Source organism: Thiohalorhabdus sp. (genome assembly GCF_036628635.1).
Classification (GTDB): domain Bacteria; phylum Pseudomonadota; class Gammaproteobacteria; order Thiohalorhabdales; family Thiohalorhabdaceae; genus Thiohalorhabdus.
Genome location: NZ_JAZKRM010000041.1, coordinates 1 through 19,247, shown reverse-complemented (window position 1 = coordinate 19,247; position 19,247 = coordinate 1). Strand labels below are relative to the sequence as shown.

Annotated in this window: 11 protein-coding genes; 2 read left to right on the top strand and 9 right to left on the bottom strand. The window is 66.3% G+C overall.

Features of this window, described 5'->3' with window-relative positions:
• Positions 1–269: 269 nt before the first annotated feature.
• From V5A19_RS11345 to V5A19_RS11320, 6 genes are all read right to left on the bottom strand, one after another.
• Entirely contained in the window at positions 270–794 is a 525-nt protein-coding gene (locus V5A19_RS11345) for an XrtA/PEP-CTERM system exopolysaccharide export protein (protein WP_332327814.1), read from the bottom strand.
• Positions 795–1,465: 671 nt separating this feature from the next.
• Positions 1,466–3,913: an SPOR domain-containing protein gene (locus V5A19_RS11340; protein ID WP_332319798.1), complete on the bottom strand. Its 2,448-nt coding sequence runs from the start codon at positions 3,911–3,913 to the stop codon at positions 1,466–1,468.
• Positions 3,914–3,939: 26 nt separating this feature from the next.
• A complete protein-coding gene (locus tag V5A19_RS11335) occupies positions 3,940–4,773 on the bottom strand; it encodes an outer membrane lipoprotein-sorting protein (RefSeq protein ID WP_332319799.1) in 834 nt (277 codons plus the stop codon).
• 3 nt (positions 4,774–4,776) lie between these two features.
• Entirely contained in the window at positions 4,777–7,086 is a 2,310-nt protein-coding gene (locus tag V5A19_RS11330) for an efflux RND transporter permease subunit (RefSeq protein WP_332327813.1), read from the bottom strand.
• Between the two features lie 55 nt (positions 7,087–7,141).
• Positions 7,142–7,945, bottom strand: a complete 804-nt coding sequence (locus V5A19_RS11325; protein ID WP_332327812.1) for a PEP-CTERM/exosortase system-associated acyltransferase — start codon at positions 7,943–7,945, stop codon at positions 7,142–7,144.
• A 477-nt stretch (positions 7,946–8,422) separates the two neighbouring features.
• The gene (locus tag V5A19_RS11320; protein ID WP_332319440.1) at positions 8,423–9,229 is read right to left on the bottom strand and encodes a PEP-CTERM/exosortase system-associated acyltransferase; all 807 of its coding nucleotides are present in this window, start codon (positions 9,227–9,229) and stop codon (positions 8,423–8,425) included.
• 331 nt (positions 9,230–9,560) lie between these two features.
• On the opposite strand from V5A19_RS11320, the gene V5A19_RS11315 reads away from it, so the two are divergent.
• Positions 9,561–11,549 (top strand): ThiF family adenylyltransferase, encoded by a 1,989-nt coding sequence (locus tag V5A19_RS11315; protein WP_332319441.1) that lies wholly within the window; start codon positions 9,561–9,563, stop codon positions 11,547–11,549.
• 587 nt (positions 11,550–12,136) lie between these two features.
• Here V5A19_RS11315 and pepA read toward each other — a convergent pair.
• From pepA to V5A19_RS11300, 3 genes are all read right to left on the bottom strand, one after another.
• A complete protein-coding gene (pepA, locus tag V5A19_RS11310; protein WP_332319442.1) occupies positions 12,137–13,015 on the bottom strand; it encodes a flocculation-associated PEP-CTERM protein PepA in 879 nt (292 codons plus the stop codon).
• 460 nt (positions 13,016–13,475) lie between these two features.
• On the bottom strand, positions 13,476–16,277 hold the full coding sequence (gene prsT / locus V5A19_RS11305; protein ID WP_332319443.1) for an XrtA/PEP-CTERM system TPR-repeat protein PrsT: 2,802 nt from the start codon (positions 16,275–16,277) through the stop codon (positions 13,476–13,478).
• 356 nt (positions 16,278–16,633) lie between these two features.
• The gene (locus V5A19_RS11300; protein ID WP_332319444.1) at positions 16,634–17,599 is read right to left on the bottom strand and encodes a tetratricopeptide repeat protein; all 966 of its coding nucleotides are present in this window, start codon (positions 17,597–17,599) and stop codon (positions 16,634–16,636) included.
• Between the two features lie 626 nt (positions 17,600–18,225).
• Between V5A19_RS11300 and V5A19_RS11295 the strand changes: the two genes are divergently transcribed.
• The coding region (locus V5A19_RS11295; RefSeq protein WP_332327811.1) for a methyltransferase domain-containing protein at positions 18,226–19,247 on the top strand (1,022 nt) is incomplete at its 3' end.

Here is a 19,247-nt window from a genome sequence, read left to right as displayed (position 1 = left end):
ACCGCGACCCCACCCCGAGCGGCTCGCCCAATGAATCGGGCTCCTACGGGTGCCGAATTCGCCATAATCGCCGTTCGTAGGAGCCCGGCTCCGCCGGGCGAGCCCTATGTCGGACCGCGACCCCACCCCGAGCGGCTCGCCCAATGAATCGGGCTCCTACGGGTGCCGCACCCACCGCCCCAGCGCCCTTCGTGGGAGCCCGGCTCCGCCGGGCGAGCCGGTGGCCGGACCGGGGCGCCATCTTCAGCACCTCCCCCGACACAGCCACACTAGAACCAAGCCTCCGGGATGATCAGGATATCGCCCGGGTGCATCTTCACATTCGCGGAGATGTCCCCATCCTGAAGCAGGTCGTCCAGGCGGACATTGAACTGGCGGCGCTCGCCGTCCACTTCCCGAATCAGCACCGACCGGTCGCCGGCGGCGAACTCGGTCAATCCGCCCACGGCGATCATGACATCCAGCAGGGTCATGGTGCTCCGGTAGGGGATGGCCTGGGGCTGGGCAGCCTCGCCGACCACCCGGATCTGCTCGGAGGGCAGCCCCCGGAACCCGCTCACCATCACCGTCACAACCGGGTTCTTGAGGTAAGTTGACAGCTCCCGCTCCACGGCCCGCGCCAGCTCGGTCGGGGTCCGGCCCGCGGCGCGCAGGTCCTCCACCAACGGCGTATTGATCCGGCCGTCGGGACGCACCGGTACGGAAACGGAGAGCTCCGGGTTCTCCCACACGAAGATATTGATGCTGTCACCCGGGCCGATATGGTAGTAGGCGGTCTCTTCGGCGGGCTGCATGTCCTGGGACGTCGCCGGAGGCAGCCCGGGTGACGCGCACCCTGTAAGCCAAATAACCAAGCTGAAGATGAGTGCAGCAGGAAGCTTCCCCCGAAGGGATCGGGGTGAATGCCCTTCACTGCGTCCTGAATCGTTTCGCAAGGGTATGACCTTTTTCCGAAGATAAATAACCCGCCAGCCTAAGGGGTATTGATACCATAGAAACCGCTCAAGCTCACGGTTGGACGAACGAAAACAGATTTCGGACCGCCCCGATGCACTGTCCTCAGACGCCTGGCTTTACCCGGGCCGTTTGGCGGGCCCGACCACGGTCCCCGAACGGCTCGCCCGATGAATCGGGCTCCTACGGGTGCCGAACCCACCGCCGCAGCGCCGTTCGTGGGAGCCCGGCTCCGCCGGGCGAGCCCTATGTCGGGCCGCGGCCCCACCCCGAACGGCTCGCCCGATGAATCGGGCTCCTACCGAGGCTGGATCGGCCGCCGTCGGGTTGGTTGGTGCCCGGCTCCACCGGGCGAGCCGTTTGCCAGATCCGAACCCCCACCTCAAAGCTCCCGTAGCGAAATCCGTGCCAGCATTTATTCCCTAGCGACTAGCCACCAATGCGGCCTGTGTCCGCACCAACGGCAGCAGCGGGGACGAGAACCGTCACCGCAAACGACATAATTCGCCGCCTAGTAGAAGCTTCGCCAGCCGAGCACCGCCATATCATGGTCCTCATGGAATCCGCCGGGGGTCTGGGCAGCTCCCGAGAACAGGTAGGCCCCCAGGTAGAAGGTATGGGGGTCCCAACCCTGAAAGGCGATCTCCGGGTTGGCGAAGTTGTCCCTCTCATCTATCCCCACGGAAAAATCCAGCTTAGCGTTCCATCGCCCGTGGAAGAACGGCCATTCCAGGGAGCCGGCCAGATGGTAGGCATCGCGGCGGTCCAGGTACGGCCCGGATCCTGTGACTCCCCGGCCAGCCAGTTGCAGATTGACCCGAAAATCGCCGTCCCCCGGGAAGAACTCGTTGCCCACCACCGCTTCCCATCCCCGGGGGGTGACCATTTCCAGGTCGGGCGTGGTGCGGGGGACATTGCTTAGCCCGGCGACTTCCAGGCGCCAGGTTCCCCAATAATCCGGGATCACCAGATCGCCTCCCAGCAGCCAGGTGAGGGGGTGACGCTCCCGGAAGGTGGGCCCGGAAGCGCTCTGCACCGCCTGGGCGGGGGTGCCTCCGGCCAGCAGGGTGCGGCGGGCGGTGGGATCCAGCTCGTAATACGGGTCGCTTCGTCGGACTCGCTGGACGACGAAGGACCCCTCGGCGCTTCGGCCGGTGTAACCAATGCGCAGGCCGAACTCGCCGCCCCCGTATTCGTCCCCGTCCTCCACCGTGCCTTGGCGAACCAGTCGGGCCAAGAAGGGATCGTCATCCAGGTTGATCACCCGGCCCCGCCGGGAGTCTACGGGGGACCAGACGCTATCCCGGTCCGGCAGGAGGGCGTGCCGGGCCGCAGGGACCCACACCAGATCCGTCTTCCACGGGCCCTGGAACCCCTCCAGGCGCAGAGCCGGGACCGGCAGCCGGCGATCGGTCAGATCGTCGAGAACATAGCGGCGCAGATCCGGGGTACTCATGCGATCGGTGGGCGGCATGGCGTCCACTCGCCCCCACAGGATCTTCTGGGCGCCCATGGTGAGGCGCAGGTCCCGGCTTTCGTAGCGGACGTAGCTGGGCCCGTAATCGAGGCGCCCCTCGCTGACTCCCGGATCCCCCGTTTCCCAGTAGCCGTCCGCCCGGGCCCCGAGGCGCGCGGACCAGGCGCCCTCCGGCTGCCACTCGGCGTAACCGGCCGCATGGAGGTAGTGACTGCCGCGCCGGTCCCCCGCCGGGTCGATCAGCCGACCGCCTTCGGCCCGCATGGTGTCCAGGCGCACCCGGAAGTTGTCCCGCCCTTCGGAACCGGTGTCCTGTTTTGCGCCACCTTCCCCGGCGGTTGCCGGCTTCTGGCCCGGGGCGGCCACTCCCGCCTCGCCGAACACCAGGACCTCCGACGCCTCTTGCTCGCCCGCCTTTTCCGTTTTTCCCGTCTTTTCCGCCGTCTCCTGCCCCGCTGCCGGGGTGGCGGCGCCCGGCGCCTCGGCCCCGGTAAGCGGCTCAACCCGATAGCGGGTAACGGTGGTGGTGAGCGTACGGATCCCCGCCCTGGGGAAGCCCAGCTTGCGGACGCGATTGCGGTACTGCCTTGCCTCGTCCCTGTCCAGGAAGGCATCCAGCGCCATACCGTAACCGCGTTGGCCCCGCAGGGGGTTGGGATCGGCCAGATAGCCAAGGCGGCGCAGGCGGGCGGCATCGGCCTGGGCCCGGCCCCAGTCCTGGTAGGAGGTAATCTGGACCTGATAAACGCGCCTGCGCCGGGTTCGGCGGTGGACCCGGAAGCGCTCCCCGGATTCCAGGGCAACCGTTTCCCTGCTTTCAGCGCGTCCGGCTTCACGGGAGGCTTGGGCCAGGGCGGCCCGGCGCTTGTCGGAGGATATGGGGGTGCCCTCCTCCGCCGAATCGGGCAGCCACACCAGGCGGACACCGGCAACCTCCTGGCTGCGGAGGCGCCGGACCAGGTCGGCGGCATTCCGGGAGCTGGCAAACGCGCCGGCGCTGACGCTGTAGCCACCGGCCACCCGGATTACTTCGTAAGCGATGCCGGCGCGCTCCAGCTCCCTCGCCAGCCGGCGCGCCCGATCGCGGGAACCGGGCGCGCCAGCGCGCACCTGGAGCAAGCCGCCGAAGGCCTCGCCGGCCTCAGCCGCCCTTTCGGGCAGGACCACCAGACGCACGGAATGATATCCCAGCTTGCGAAGCCTCTGGCGGCGCCTCCGGGCCTTCTCCGGACTTTCGAAGACCCCGGCGACGACGCTGTGGCCGCCCACCACCCGGTTGACGGCGGTCTCCACCCCTTGAATGTCATCGGCCAGGGCCCGTGCGGCGGAGCGGCTGCCCGGTTCCCCGATCCGGACCTGGATGCGCGGCGCATCGGGGGCCGCCAGAGCCAAGGCGGGAACGGCGAAGCCCAACAGCGTCAGCAGGCCCGCCAGCGCCGTCAGCCCAGCGATCCCCCCATCCAGGGCGCCGGCAGCCTTCACCTTGGATCCACCAGAAGCGGTTACCATCAGGGCTGGAACCGATCGGCTTCGCCGGGTGAAGACAGGACCCGCCGGTTGAAAAGGTCTTCCGGCAGGCCCTGATCGTAGCGGAGCTCCTCCACGCGGATCCGGGTCTTGTGGCCGCTGCGCAGATCGGTGGTGGTGCTGTCCATGACCGTCCAGTAGCCCTGGACTTTCTCGATGCGGTGAACGCGCATGCGCTTGATGGGCTCCTCCCGAGCCTTTTTGTAAAAGTCCACCCGCAGGTCGATGAGGGTTCGCGGATGGATCCAGCGCACCCGCTTGCTGTAGGTGGAGTTGCCGGGGTCGACGGGTGTGCTGACCAGGACCTTGGTGGTCGTGCCGTCCAGGGATTCGGTGCCCCTCAGGCGGTGGCGGTCCATGCTGGCCTCGCGGTCGCGCAGGTCCTCGTAGAACAGGTCGGAACCCACAAACCGGCCGCCCTTGCGATCCCCGGCGATGCGGCGAACCTTTTCCAGAGCGGGCAGGAAGAGCCACTGGTCCGTCTCCCCACCGGCGTAATCGCGAGTCAACAGACCGGTTCCGTCGATGTTGGCTGGCTCGACAAAGCGGGTCAGAGACCAAACCTCCTTGTCCCCGCGGTCGAGTCGGAATGTCCGCAGCTTGCGCACCCGAGGCTCGGCCCCGGAGGACTGGAGCACCATGGTGGAGCGTATCGCCGCGTCCTCGCCGTCGGGTCGCTGGTCCACCTTGCGCGCCAATTCCCTGCCGCGCTCTCCGGCCTCCACTGGGGATGCCGGAAGAACAACGGCCAAGGCCAGAAGACTAGCCAGGAAGCCACCGACGGTGCCGCGCGGGATTGGAATCTTGTCGGCCATACCTTACCCCTGATTTCCTCGGACCCCAGGATAGGCCCTTTGCGAGGAGAAGTGGATCTGTAAGCGGGCACCGGCCACCAGGAGCGCGGGCAGGAGAAGCAGATCGAAAAGCCAAGCGGCGGCGATGCCGGCGGCACTCAGGAGCCCGAAATGGGCGATGGGCTGGAAATCGGAAAAGGCCAATATGAGAAACTGGGCAGCCAGGATCAGGGTGGTGGCCGTCACCGCTTGGCCCGCCTGCTGGTAGGTCCGGGCCAACGACAGAGCAAGCCCGCGGCCGGCTCTTCGGCGCTTGTGAAAGCCGTGATAGGTGTGGATAGTGTCATCCACGGCGATCCCTACGGCGACGCTGGCGATCAGGGCGGTGGCCATATTCAGCCAGACTCCCAAGAGCCCCATCAGGACGAAGATCAGCGCGACCGGGGCAAGGTTGGGAACCATTCCGAGTAGGGCGCCCCGCAAGGATTTCCAGGCCCAGGCCATGAGCAGTAATATTATTCCGAAAGCCGCCAGGATGCTGCGCACCTGGCCGCTGATCAAAAGATCCTCCTGATCGGCGAAAAGGCGGCCGGTTCCCGCCAGGCGCCACTGCATACCGACCGAATCCCGATTTTGCAAGCGCGCCCGAATCCGATCCATAACCCCCTGAATGGCGTTGGCGCCGTGGACGTTCAGGCTCATCGCCAGGCGCGCCGTGCTTCGCTCCCGGTCCAGCAGGTCGTAGAGATCCCGGCCATCGTAAACCAGCAGGTACTGGGCCACTAACCGGCTGGAATCGGGGATACGCCGGTAGTCGGGATCTTCCTCGTGGAAGGCCCAGTTCATTTCCGCCACGAAGTCCGCCGGCGAAAAGGTCCGGTCGATCTCGGGCTGACTTTCAAGCCAGCTCTGGAATTCCGCGATGGCCTTCAACCGCTCCGGCTCCAGCAGGGCGTCCCGCCCCGATCCCTGGAAGACCACCTCCAGCCGAGTCACTCCCGCCATCTTGGTCTCGAATCGCTCCATTGACTGGATCAGGGGATGGTGGTCGGGGAAGAACCGGTACAGGTCGGTTTCGGCTCGCACCGCCGCGATCCAGGGCAGACCGACCGCCAGTCCGGCGCCGAACACGAGGAGCACCAGCCCGGCCCGGCGCATGCCCAACCGGGCCAAGGCCCGAACGGTGGTCTTAACAACCCCCATGGTGGGGGCCGGCGGCCAGGACCGGCGATCCCAGCGGGCCAGCAGGGGCGGCATCAGGAGGATGAACACCCCCCAGACGAGCAGGACCCCGGCCGCCGTGATCAAACCGAAGCTGCGGATGGGGGGGATGGGGCTGAGGCCCAGAGAGGCCAGGCCGGTGGCGGTGGTCAGGGCGGTTAACCGGGCCGGGCGCGCCACTTCCGCCAGGGCCCGGGCGACACGCGCCCGGCCCTCCAGGCCGCGGCGGCTGGCCAGGGCCACGCCGTTATACAGGTGAAGGGCCAGGGCAACGCTCAGGCCGGTCAGCAGCGGCCCGACCATGGAATGGACCAGGGTATAGGGCTGTCCCCAAATGGCCAGCAGGGCCAGGCTGGGCAGCAGCACCACCGGGATACCCAGGGCGGTCAGGGCGACAGGCAGCCACCGCCGGAACAGAACCCCCACCAGGGCCAGCCCCAGAACCGCCGTAACCGGCAGAAAGCGCAGGGAATCCTGGACCATTGTCCGGAACTCGGCAGTATCCAGGGCGACCTCTCCGGCCAGGGCCGTTAAACGGCCGGTCAGGCCCGTCTCCTGAATGGCTCGCTCCACGTCCCTCTGGAGGGACGCTCGGGCGGGACTGGTTTCCAGAGGTACGGGACGAACCACCATAGCCACCGAGGACCCGTCAGAGCTGACGATCCGCTCCGTGGCCAAGGGGTCCGAAGCCGCCCGGCGCCGGCGCTGCTCGGGCGTGGTCTGATCCAGGTCATCCGGGTCCACCAGGGGGCCTACCCTGAACGCCTTCCGGGTACCCCCGATGTGATCCACGGTGGTGATCCCCAGGACCCGTTCCACCCGTTCATGGGCCTCGAGGCGGCGGGCCAGGCGGTCGAGCCGTTGGATGGCTTCGGCTTGCCACAGCCCCGGCCCTTCGAACAGGGCCACCAGCACCTGATCCTCGGGGAACCGGGCCCTTAGGCTACGCTCGAAAGTAACCGTTTCCGAGCTCGGGGGCAGATAGGCCTCCGGGGCATTGTTGAACTTCACAAAAGGCACCCAGGCCAGGGAGACCAGGACCAGGGCCGCCATCACGGCCAGGGCCAGTCCGGCCGGAATCCGGGTCCGGTCGGGCCCCTTGCGGGATCTCAAAGGATGCCCCTACACCGGGTCTTGGAGCTTGGGGAATGAGTCTTGGGACAACCCCTCAGGAGCATGGGGCATCCCGGGAGTCGTCGGCGTCTTGGGCAAGCCAGGGACCGTTCTCTTCCAGACCCGGGAAACGGCCCTTGTCGGAGACGATCGCCCAGATGTCCGGCCGTTCGGAATGCACACCCCGGATCACATCCTTGACCCGCACGGTTGCGGGCCGCCGGTTGCCGTGGTGCTGGACCGGGGGGCCCACCTGCTGGAAGTGGATTCCGAACCGGGAAAGCAGGCGAAGCAGGCTGGGCTCCAGAAAGGCATACCAGTGGGTAACCCCTTGCTCCACGCTCATCTGGATCCCCGCCGCTATCAGCCCCATGGTAATGGAGGGCAGGGATCGATGAAGCAGTTCTGAATCCGGGCCGGCATCCTCATAAATCGCCCGCGGCGAGGTTCCCGAGGGGGACTGGGCCTCCTCCAGGCGCCTTTTGAATTGGCGGGAAACCGCGAAGCGGGAGACCTCCGCCAAGCGGGTACGCTCGATACCCGAACGTTTGGCCCTGTGCCAGCCATAGAAGTCCTGGTGGCATTCCGCTTCCACGGGCAAAGGAGCTGCGGAATCGGACCTATCCGGCAGGATAAGCCGTACGCAGCCAGCGACGGTACCCGTGTCCCGATGGCGCACCAGACTGTGAACGGACTGGGCATCGTATTCGTCCATCTCCCGCTCGTCCCGGTGCAGGGTGGCGTCTTCGTACGGGTTTTCCAGGCAGTAGACCTGGTACCGCAGAGCGTACACCGCATCCCGGAGCTCCCGGGTATTCGCGCGCTGTATCTGGAAATGATTATGAAAGAAATCGGGCATTCGGGTTACACGCTCTTTTTAATCCAATTTCGACAATCGAAAAACCACCCCTTTGGGGGCAGTTTTCCGGAACAGCCGGGGAAACCTGTGAAAATCATGCGCGATGGATGGGGTACGGCAATTGATTAGCCGCCGGCCTTGGCTTCTGCCTATAGGGTCCGACGCTCGCCGCAGAGCCGGCAAAGCGGGCCACTTCCCGGCGAGACTGAACCACCATTTCCGGCGATAGGCAAAAGGGTTGCCAAACCGCCCCAAAGAGGCCTTTGCATCTAAAGGCGGCCAGCCTTGCCCACTTAAAGCGGATTACCCAGGGGCCTGCCCCGGAGCCAATGCAGGCAGGGCAAGCTCGGCCCAATCCCCCACGACCCTTTGGCCATATGCTGGTTTTCCTGGTTGTCCGAGGCCTTACCAAGGCGCTTTCAGTGCGCCGAAGGACCCAGAGCATCCCTGCCCCGCCGCCCAGGCCGGACCCTCAGGCTACGGGAGCTTGCCAGGGTTTTCCATCCGTTCGTTAAGCCAGGGCCCATTTTCCTCCAACCCCGGGAAACGTCCCCGGTCAGAAACGATCTCCCAGACATCCGGACGCTCGTCATGGATCCCCCGGATCACGTCCGCAACCCGGGCGGCGGTTGGCCGCCGGCGCCCATGGTGCTCCACCAGCGCCCCGACCGGGTGGAAATGGATGCCGAACCGGGACAAAAGGCGCAGCAGGCCGGGCTCCATGACCGCATACCAATCGGTCATGCCGTGCTCCACGCTCGTCCGGATCACGGCCGCAAAAAGGCCGACGGTTATGTAAGGCATTCCCCTTTGGCCAGCGCCGGACCGGGAGTCGGCGTCCTGGTAGACCGCTTCGGGGGAGGTGCCCGAAGGGGACGAGGCCTCGTTGAGGCGGCGTTTGAACCGCTTGGAAACGGCGAAACGCGAGATCTCGGACAGGCGCGATCGATCCAGGGCCACACTGACCGCCCGATGGTCCTTGTAGAAGGCATGGCCGCATTCAGCCTCGATCGGAAAAGGGGTTTCCGGGTCGTCCTGTTTGGGCAGGACCAACCGAACGCAGGCGGCGAATTCCCCCGATTCCCGATGGCGGATAAGGCTATGCACGGCGCGAGCGTCGTATTCGTCCTGCTCGCGCCCGCACCTGTGCACGGAGCCATCCTCGAACGGGTTCTCGACGCAATACACCTGATAGCGAAGGGCGTAGGCCGCGTCACGCTCCGCCCAGGACACTGCCTGAACGATCTCGAAATACTTATCGAAAAAATCGGCGGCAATGCTCAAGAGACCCCCCTTTCGCTAGAGGACAGGGGATACATTCCCCCGCACACATGCTTCCTAAAAAAACGCAAACCTGGCCTCGACGCAACACCAGAGGCGATGCGGATCCGATCGGAGGTGGAGCTGGCCCGCTGGGGCCGCAAGGGGGTTCTGCAGGCACGGTCGATACCCTAAAATACGGAAGGTCCTCCCAGGGAGGCCCCGGCATCCGCGGGGCAGCCCTGTGACCGCCCGAGTCATCGCGGCGCGGGTCCCTTCCGGACCTCACCGGGGACCAAACCGCCGGGCTTGGAAGCCGGCTTGGCATCTCTTTCCAGCATACGGGGAGCAAGGCATGACCCAGGGGTTCCAGTTCCGGGAGGCCTTCGGCCGGACCATCGGTTGGGTCGACGAAGGCGAGCTGGAGCTCCTCGGCCAAAAACGGGTCGCCATCGCCGGACTCGGCGGCGTCGGGGGAAGCCACCTGCTGACCCTTGCCCGGCTGGGCATCGGTGCCTTTACCGTGGCCGATCCGGATCACTTCGACCTGGCCAACCTGAACCGCCAGGCAGGGGCTTTCGTCTCCACGCTGGGTCGGCGCAAGGTGGATGTCCTCGCCCATATGGCCCGGGACATCAATCCGGCGCTCCACCTGCGGACCATGGGAGAAGGGGTAGAGCCGGATTCGATCCCCGATTTCCTGGAGGGGGCGGACATCTTCGTGGACGGCCTGGACTTCTTCTCCCTCTCTATCCGCCGCCAGGTATTCGCCGCCTGCCACGACAGGGGCATCCCCGCCGTCACGGCGGCCCCGCTGGGGATGGGCACGGCCGTTTTGACCTTCCTCCCGGGCGAGACCTCCTTCGAGGACTATTTCCGTCTGGAGGGCCAGCCCGCGGAGGAGCAGCTGCTGCGCTTCCTGCTGGGCCTGGCCCCGGCCGGGCTACACCGTCCGTCCCTGGTCGATCCCCGGGCTATTCAGCTGGAGGCCCGGAGGGGTCCCTCCACTCCCATGGGGTGCGAGCTGTGTGCCGGAGCGGCGGCCTCGGAGGTCCTCAAGCTGCTCCTCGGGCGGGGAAGGGTCCGGGCCGCCCCCCGCGGCATGCAGTTCGACGCCTACCGCAATCGAACGGCCCGAACCTGGCGGCCCGGGGGCAATGGCCATCCCCTCCAGCGCCTGAGCCTGAAGGTGGCACGGCGGCAGTTCCAGAGAACCGCATCCCGCTCACCGCTGCACTCGGTGGAATCCGACCATGCCGAGCCCCTGGAGCGCATCCTGGACCTGGCCCGCTGGGCCCCGAGCGGGGACAACACTCAGCCCTGGCGTTTCGAGCCGCAATCCCCCGATCGGGTTACGGTGCACCTACAGCCTCCGGAAGGCGAGGACCCCTACGATTACGCCGGGCGGGGGACCTGGCTGGCCGGCGGAACCCTGCTCGAGAGCCTGCGCATCGCCGCCGCCCACCACGGCCGAAGCATGCACTGGGAGCTCGGCAACTCGGCCCTGCCCGCCCGCATCGAGGTGGAACTTGCCGAGGACGAGACCCTCGCACCCGAACCCCTCGCCGACTACCTGGGCAGCCGCAGCGTCCGCCGGGAGCCTTACCGCCTTCGGCCCTTGTCCTCACTGCACAAGGAGCTGCTGAGGGCCAGCCTGGGGGGAAAACTGGAGGTGCATTGGGCCGAGTCCCTGCCGGAGCGCTGGCAATGGACCGCCATCAACGCGGCCGCCTCGGGCATTCGGTTAGGCATACCCGAAACCTTCGCGGTCCATCGCCGGGTCCTGGACTGGGACCACCGCTTCAGCAAGGAAAAGGTCCCGGTGCAGTCCCTGGGCCTCGATCCTCTCACCAGGCGCCTAATGGGGTGGGCCCTGGGGGAGTGGGAGCGGGTGCGGTTCCTCAACCGCTACCTATCGGGAAAACTGCTGCCCCGCCTGGAAATGGATTGGGCGCCGGGCCTTGCCTGCGGTGCCCACTTCTGGCTGGTCGCCGACGCTGTGGAGGGGGAAGACGGCTCCCCGACCCCGGTGGGGATCCTGGAGGCGGGCATGGCCCTGCAGCGCTTCTGGCTGACCGCCGAGCGGCTGGGCCTTGCCCTGCAGCCCGCCTACGCTCCCCTGGCCTTCGCCCATTACGCCCGCAACGGCGAGGCCTTTACCCAATCGGCCTGGGCCCGCAATAAGGCCGATCACCTGGCCGACCGGCTGGCCCGGGCTGTAGCCCCCGCGGATCCCCAAAGGGTGGTATTCGCCGGGCGCATTGGCCTCCCCCGCCACCCAGCCCCGGGCTCCCGCTCCGTCCGCAAACCGCTGGAGGAGCTCCTCTTGCCGACCGCCGGCTGAGACCAGGCATCCCCTCCCAAAACCAAGGTTATTGAAAAAAAGCGGCTCCCCGACGCGGCGGGTGGAAAATGGGTACGGACCGACAGGCTTTCCGACCCGTCCCGTACAGGCGCCGGACCGAATGTCGCCGTAGGTCCGGCTTTAGCCGGACTTGACCGCCAGCGTCCCGTCCGGCAAAGGCGAAAATCGTCGCCCAGCCATGAAACCCCTTGTGGGAGGGGCTACCAGCCCCGACTCGGCCGGGCCAACGTCCAACGGCGTCGGGGCTAATAGCCCCTCCCACATCCCAGCCCTCGGGTGACCGGGGGACCCCGGAACCGATGGTGATGATACGAAAATCGTCGCCCAGCCATGAAACCCCTTGTGGGAGGGGCTACCAGCCCCGACTCGGCCGGGCCAACGTCCAACGGCGTCGGGGCTAATAGCCCCTCCCACATCCCAGCCCTCGGGTGACCGGGGGACCCCGGAACCGATGGTGATGATACCCGGGCCGGGCCGAAGCCCGAAATCCCCATTCAGCGTCGAAGGGCCAAAAAAGCGGGGCCCGTAAAAGGGCCCCGCTTTTGTTGCAATCCCGGGATCAGGGATCAGAGGTCGGCAGGCGCCTTCTTCCGCCGGCGACCCATTCCGCCCAAGGCAACCAAGCCGATGCCGAGGAGGGCGACAGTGGCCGGGGCAGGAACCGCCTTCTTGTTGGAGCCGTCATTGGACGTCAGAAGAACGTCCCCATCCGCCTGACCAAAGCGATCCTCGAAGGCACCCTGAATATTAGAATTGCTAACTTCTTCGTTGTTGGTGTCGGTGAGGGCATACAACAGGTCCCGGCTCTCGCTCGGGTCGGTGACGAAGTCCTCGACCAGCTGCTCCTCCTCGAACTTGGGATCGGTCCGGCCGTCTCCCTGGTCGAAGTCAAAATCGCCGTCGGACCCGTTACCGAACAGGGAGCCGATCAGGTTGAAGTTCTCCACCTGCTCGCCGTCCTCGAAGGTGGATAGATCGGTGAAATCCGAAGGGGTATAGGAAGCGCCGCTGTTGAGGTTGGCCGAATCCAGATACAACTCCAGGGAGCCGCCGGTGAAGTCGAAGTCCACCTCGTCATTGCTCACGCTGGTGTTCTGGCCCTGCAGGGTTCCGATGGCGGTGAGCTCGAAGTTATCCTCGGTCCCGTTGCCATAACCGCTGGGAGTTGCGTCGTTCTGGTTAAAGGTATTGAAACCCTCGAAGCGAACCGCGATGTTGTCTGTGAATTGGGCACCGGGGTCCCTCAAGAGGTTGCCCCCCGTGGTACTGATGTAAGAATGGCCCAGTACACCCCACTCGAAGACGTCGGTGGCATCCGGGAGGGCGGAATCGGCGTTGGAGAAGTTGATGTTGTGATCCTCCACTACCTCGGCCTGCACCTGACCCGCCGCGAGCAGCGTCCCGGCAACCAGGCCCGCTGCGATGTTCATCTTGGTTTGTGCCATGGTTCTACCCTTTTTGTTGATTTTTCGGGTGGCCCTAGCCCTCGCTTCCCTAGAAGCAATCTCCGTACCAAATTTTTTACTCCTTTTAATTCAAGGGGTTGAGATAGCCCTCTTGGATCCAGGCCCCCAACCCCTGCCGCTGCTGTAAATCTACCCGACACCTGCCACCCGCTTGCTGGGGGATTCCGGCTCCCGCGGCCCGGGACTCGGGAGCGGCATGGCACCTGCTAGAGCCCCCAAGCGAAAGGCGAAACCCCTGGGACACTTGCTTCCGTGACCACCCATGAGCCGAGCGCGGGGCCAGGCTTGGGGTGTCCGGTTGCGGAGACTCTTCTGCAGGCCTCGGCTTGTATCCGATCTGGAGAGGGTCCGCATCCCGTTCGGCGGGCGAGTAGGTGTAAAGCCGTTCGACAGTCCAGGCCACCGTTGGGCGAATTGGCCCTCATTACCCAGAAAGGCCCTATTCGGCCTCCAGCTTCTCGAGGACGGCCCGGGCCTCCTGGCGGTGGCTGAACGCCGATCCCTCGTCCAGCAGCCCCCGGATCAGCCTTTTGGCCTCCTGGTTCCGGCCGGCCTGCCTCAGGGCCTTAGCCAGGTGCCAGCGCGCTTCCAGGTTATCGGGAGCCCCGTCTACCACCTCCCGGAGCAGTCGGACGGCCTTCCGGGACTGGCCCTGGCGATTCAGCAGCACCGCCAGGGTATCCTTGACCCCCGGATGCTCCGGTGCCAGCTGGTGGGCGCGCCGCGCCAGCTCGAGCCCCTGGTGAGGATCCTCGTCGCGGAGGAGCCAAGCATGGTTGTTCAGGGCGCCCACATGCTCGGGGCTGTTTTCCAGGACCTTGCGGAAGGCGCGTTTGGCCGCCGCCTCCTCTGCCGAACGCAGCTGATAGATCCCCAGGCGGAAACGCGCTGCCGTGTCCTTGGGATGTTGCTCGAGCCATTCCCGCAAAAGGGTGCGGGCCTCACCCCGCTTTCCCATCTGCCAATAGCCATCGGTCAGGGCCAGTTGCCAGTCGCTGACGGGTAGCTCCTCCAGGGCCTCCTCCAGATGCCCGATGGCCTCCGTCGCGCGCCCCCGAGACAGGGCAAGCCTCCCGGCAAGGGCCTTCGCCTGCGGGGTCATGGAGGCTACCTTTTCCAAATCCTCCAACCGGCTTTGGGCCTTTTCCGGCTCACCGCGGGCCATGAGCAGGCGCACCTTGGCAAGATTGGCATCAACGCTTTTTGGTGCGAAATCCAGGGCGCGATCCACAGCTTCCTCCGCCGCCTGGAAATCCTTGCTAGCGGCGTAGGCCCGTCCGAGGAGGTAATATCCCAAGGCCTTTTCAGGGATTTCCTCCGTGAGCTTGCGGAAGGCCCGCTCGGCCCCGCCGGTCTCCTCCAGGGCCAGGTAGGCCTTGCCGGCCTGCTCCAACAGGGCCGGCTCATTCGGGAGTACGCCCGCCTGGTCGCTGACCGTATTGAGTGCCTCCTGAGGATGGCCTGAATACCGCTGGAGGCGGGCGAGCAAAGCACGAGCGGGGGCGGACTCCGGATTTTTGTCGAGGGCGGAGCCTAGGACTTCTTTGGCATCCTCAAGGCGCCCCTGCTCCACCTCCAGGCGCCCCAGGGCCAACGAGGCCCGGAGGTTGCCAGGCTTATTATTCAGAATCTGCTGGTACAGGCTGCGGGCCTCGGCAGGTTTCCCTTGCTTGCGGTACAGCTGCGCCAGGTTTAGGCCAGCGGCGGTGTCTCCTGGCTTGCTCTTTAGGGCCTTCCGGAAGGCTTTCTGGGCCCGAGCCGGATTATCCTGGCCCAGGTAAACCAAGCCCTTCAAATTCCAGGATATGGCTTCCCCCGCACCGGTTTGCTTGAGCTTTTCGGCCACCTGTAGCGCCTTGTCGAATTCGTCGGCCTCCAGATGGGCAAGGGCAGCAATGAGCCGTGGCTTTCTGAGCTCGGAATCCAGCTCCGCCGCCTCCGTCAAGGATTGCATGCCCTCGGTCCGCTCGCCGTGCATGAGCTGGGCCAGCCCCAGTCGCATCTGCGGCTCCGCCGCGCGGGGCTGGAGCTTGGCGAGCCTACGATAGAGCTCCAGTCCCCTGGCGGTATCCCCCTGGTACATGGCGGACAAAGCCGCCAGATTGAGGGCGAGCCTGTCCTCGGGGCGCCTTTCCAGAACCGGATCCAGCTCCCTTTCGGCTTTTCCGGGATTTCCCTGCTTCAGGTGGAGAGCAGCCAGGATGCGTCGGGCGGCGATCCCCATGCGGGGCTGGTCGCGGACCCCCTCCAGGTACCGTTGCGCCTTGTTCCAGTTTCCCAGAAGGTACTCAGTGGCCCCCAGATAGTAGCGGGCGACCTGGTAACCCTCCCGCTTGTTGGCCGCCTCCTGAAATCGGGAAGCCGCCTCCTCCATGGCCCCTAGGCGAAACTGGCGAAGACCGACCACAAAGTGGAAGCGAGCCCCATCGGCTCCGCGCTGGCGAAGGGTTTCGAGATCCTGACCGGCGCTTTGGTGTTCCTCCATGGCCAGGTAACCCAAGGCCCTTTGCAGGCGGTCAAGATTTCGGCTGGTGCCGTTGTTGATGGCCTGCCCGTAGTGCCGAACGGCCTTGGGCCAATTGCCTTCCCAGCGGGCGATATCTCCGGCAAGGCTCCAGGAATCCGGGTTATCTGGCGCGATCTCCCTTGCTTCGGCAAGCAAGTCCTTGGCCTGCTTGATCCGGCCCTCCTGAGCAGCTTTCCGGGCCAGTCCCAGGCGGGCCTCAACCGAATCGGGATTGGCCTCCAATGCCCGGTTCAGGCTTTTCCCCGCCTCCCCCCTTTCACCGTTAGCCAGATAGGCCCGCCCTCGCAAAGAAAGCAAATGCGCCCTTGTCTCATTAGGCCATTGCTGGGGAACCGAGACCTCTTCGATAAGCCGCTCCGGCTTGCCCTGAAGCCGTAGGGAACGGGCCAGATCAACGGCCACCTCCCGGCGGGGAATACCCAGCTCGAGAGCCTTCCGCAACTCCTTCTCGGCCGCTTCGCCGTTGCCCAGGTCCAGATAGGTTCGGCCGAGCAGCCAGCGCGCTTCTGCGTGGTCCGCCCGCTGCTGAAGCAAGTTTTTCAGCTCGATGGCTGCGGCCCGATTCTCCCCTTCCGCCCGGTAGGCCTTGGCCTCCTGGATACGCTGGAGAGGGGTGGGGCCTTCCTGGCCTTCGCACCCGGCCAAGGTCAGCAGCAGCAGGCCGGCGGCACAAACAACCGCTGCCTTAATTGCAAGAACGGACCATTGCGGCATGGTTACCCCCACAGACCAATGAAAGACGGCCGGCAACCTTTCTCCAATAATCGGGCAGAGGCGCTGGCTTGGGAAAAATCGAGGCGGATAGGCCTCCCGCGAGGCCCCAATCTAACGTTAGGCCATGCAAAGTTAGGCATTTCGACAGGGATGGGCAGTTTTAAACGCTACGGTCTTGGTGAGCCCAAGCATGCCCAATTGGCAAAAGCACCCTGTTCCCCCAGATCCTCAACCCCCCGCTAGCAAATGGAAGGGGCAATCCCCGGCTGCCCTTTCAAAGCCGGCGATGGCTCGGGCGGCCGCTAATTCGAGGCAACTCCCAGGAACCCGAATCTGTATTTCGAGCCAGGTGGTAGTTAGCGAGAAAAATCACGCGTCCAGATCCCCTCGGCGCGCCAATCCTTCACCCAGTCTTGGGCCTGCTGCTTTTCCTCGTCGGACAGCGTCTCGCCCACCTTCTTGGCCTTTTGGGCAGCGCTTTGCTTGTAAACCCCGGACTCGGTGGCGCACAGCCGGTACCAGCGGTAGGCGGCGAGCTTGTCCGTGGCCACGCCCTTGCCCTGATCGAGGAGCTTGGCCAGGGACAGCTGGGCCGGGGCGCTGCCGCGCTCGGCGGCCTGGCGGTACCACTGCGCGGCCTTGGCCGGATCCTTGTCGCCGCCGTGGCCGTCCTCGTGCATGCCGCCGAGGCGCAGGGCAGCCTGGCTGTGCCCCTGCTCCGCGGCCCGCTGGTAGAAATCCCGGGCCTTGGCGGGGTCGGCCGCCACACCCCGGCCTTCGGCGTAGAAGTTGGCCAAATTGTACTCGGCGTCGGCGAGACCGGCCTCGGCGCCTTCCTGGTAGAAGGCGACGGTCTTGGCCACATCCGCGGGCACCTCGGCCCGGTAACGCATGCCCAGCACGGTGTAGGCGCTGGCGTGACCGGCTTCGGCGGCCCGCCGATACCATTTCCGGGCCTTGTCGGTATCCCGGTTGACGCCCTCGCCCTTGGCGTAGGCCTGGCCCAAACGGAAGGCCGCGGTGGGGTGGCCTTGCTCGGCGGCCTTGCGGTAGAGGGTGGTGGCCTGCTCCGAATCCCCTTCCACACCACGGGCGTTGGCGTACAGCACCGCCAGGCCGAACTGGGCGCGGGCGTCGCCCGTCTCGGCCAGAGGGGCCCAGGCCGACCGGGCCCGTTCGAAGTCGCCGTGCAGGTAAGCGCGCTGACCCTTGGCCACCTGCGCATCCGTGTCGGCGAGCCCCGTTCCGGGCACGAGGGCCAGGACCAGGGCTGCGGCGGCCATACCGAGCCAGCGCCCGGTCCATTCTTGCCTCCAGGGCATGGTTTTGTCCTCCGTTTTGCCGGTTCTTGAAGAGGTAACTGGGACTTCTGGAAGCCTCGCCCGATGAATTGAACCCCCCAACGGCGGACCAGCCCCCGCAGGAGCCCGGCTGCGCCGGGCGAGCCGGCGACGGGCCGGGGGCGAAGCGACGGCTCGCCCCATGAATTGGGCTCCTACCCCAGGGCGCTCCTGGCTACGGTACCATTGATGCCAGCCCGGCTCCGCCGGGCGAGATTGGGAAAGCCTCGTCCGATGAATTGAACCCCCCAACGGCGGACCAGCCCCCGCAGGAGCCCGGCTGCGCCGGGCGAGCCGGCGACGGGCCGGGGGCGAAGCGACGGCTCGCCCCATGAATTGGGCTCCTACCCCAGGGCGCTCCTGGCTACGGTACCATTGATGCCAGCCCGGCTCCGCCGGGCGAGATTGGGAAAGCCTCGTCCGATGAATTGAACCCCCCAACGGCGGACCAGCCCCCGCAGGAGCCCGGCTGCGCCGGGCGAGCCGGCGACGGGCCGGGGGCGAAGCGACGGCTCGCCCCATGCATTGGGCGCCGACACCGGTTGGGTAGCAGGATACCCTGCGGAGGTCCTCTTTTTCGAACCCGCAACCCCCTGAGGCAGACCGCCATGACCGATAACGCGACCCCAACCTTCCGCGAGCAGGCCATGGGCCAGGCCCAAGGGGCCATGGCCCTGCAGGTGGCCTTCATCGGCGTGACCAACGGCCTGTTCGCCGCCCTGGCCGAGAAGGGCCCGGCAACCCCCGCGGAGCTGGCCCGGGCCGCGGGCATGGACCCCGGCTATGTCGCCCGCTGGGTGGACGCCGCCTACGCCTTCGGTTATTTGTCCGAGACGGGGGCCGAGGAAGGCGACCGTGTGGCGTTGACCGACGCCGGCCGCGGCTTCGCCGGCGAGGCCTCCAGCGGCCCCCTGCCCTTCGCCGTGCACAGCCTGCTGGGCGCCCACATGAGCGAGCGCACCGCCCACTTCATGCGCACCGGCGAGCGTCCGGGCGAGGCGGTCCTCGGCGAGCGCGAGACCATAGCCGGCCTGTTCGGCACCATGCTGGAGGGCATGTTCGGCCCCGTCTTCGAGGACCAGATCCTGCCCGATCTGCCGGTTTTCCGGGAGATGGACGCCAGCGGGGGAACCGCCGTCGATCTAGGCTGCGGCAACGGCTGGTACCTGCGCCGGCTGGCGCGGGCCTATCCCCATCTGCGGGGCATCGGTCTGGACCTGTTCGACGACGCCATCCACGAGGCGACGGCCAAGGCCGCGGCGGAGGGAACGGGCGACCGCCTCGAGTTCCGCAAAGGCGACATGCACGACTACACCGTCGCCGAGCCGGCGGCCCTCATCGCCATGAACCGGGCCCTGCACCACGTCTGGGACGACAAGGACCGGGTGTTCGCCTTCCTCCGCGACAATCTCGCCGACGGCGGCACCGCGGTCATCTGGGAGCCGAACTGGCCCGGCAAGCGCGCCGCCCTCGCCGACCCCAGGCGCCGCGGCATGGCCTTCCAGAACCTCATGGAGCACGTCCAGGGCAACCACTTCCTGAGCGCCGACGCGATCGCGGCCGAATTCGAGCGGGTGGGCATGACCCCGGAGATCCACCTCTACGCCGAGGGCAACGAGGCGGTGGTGGT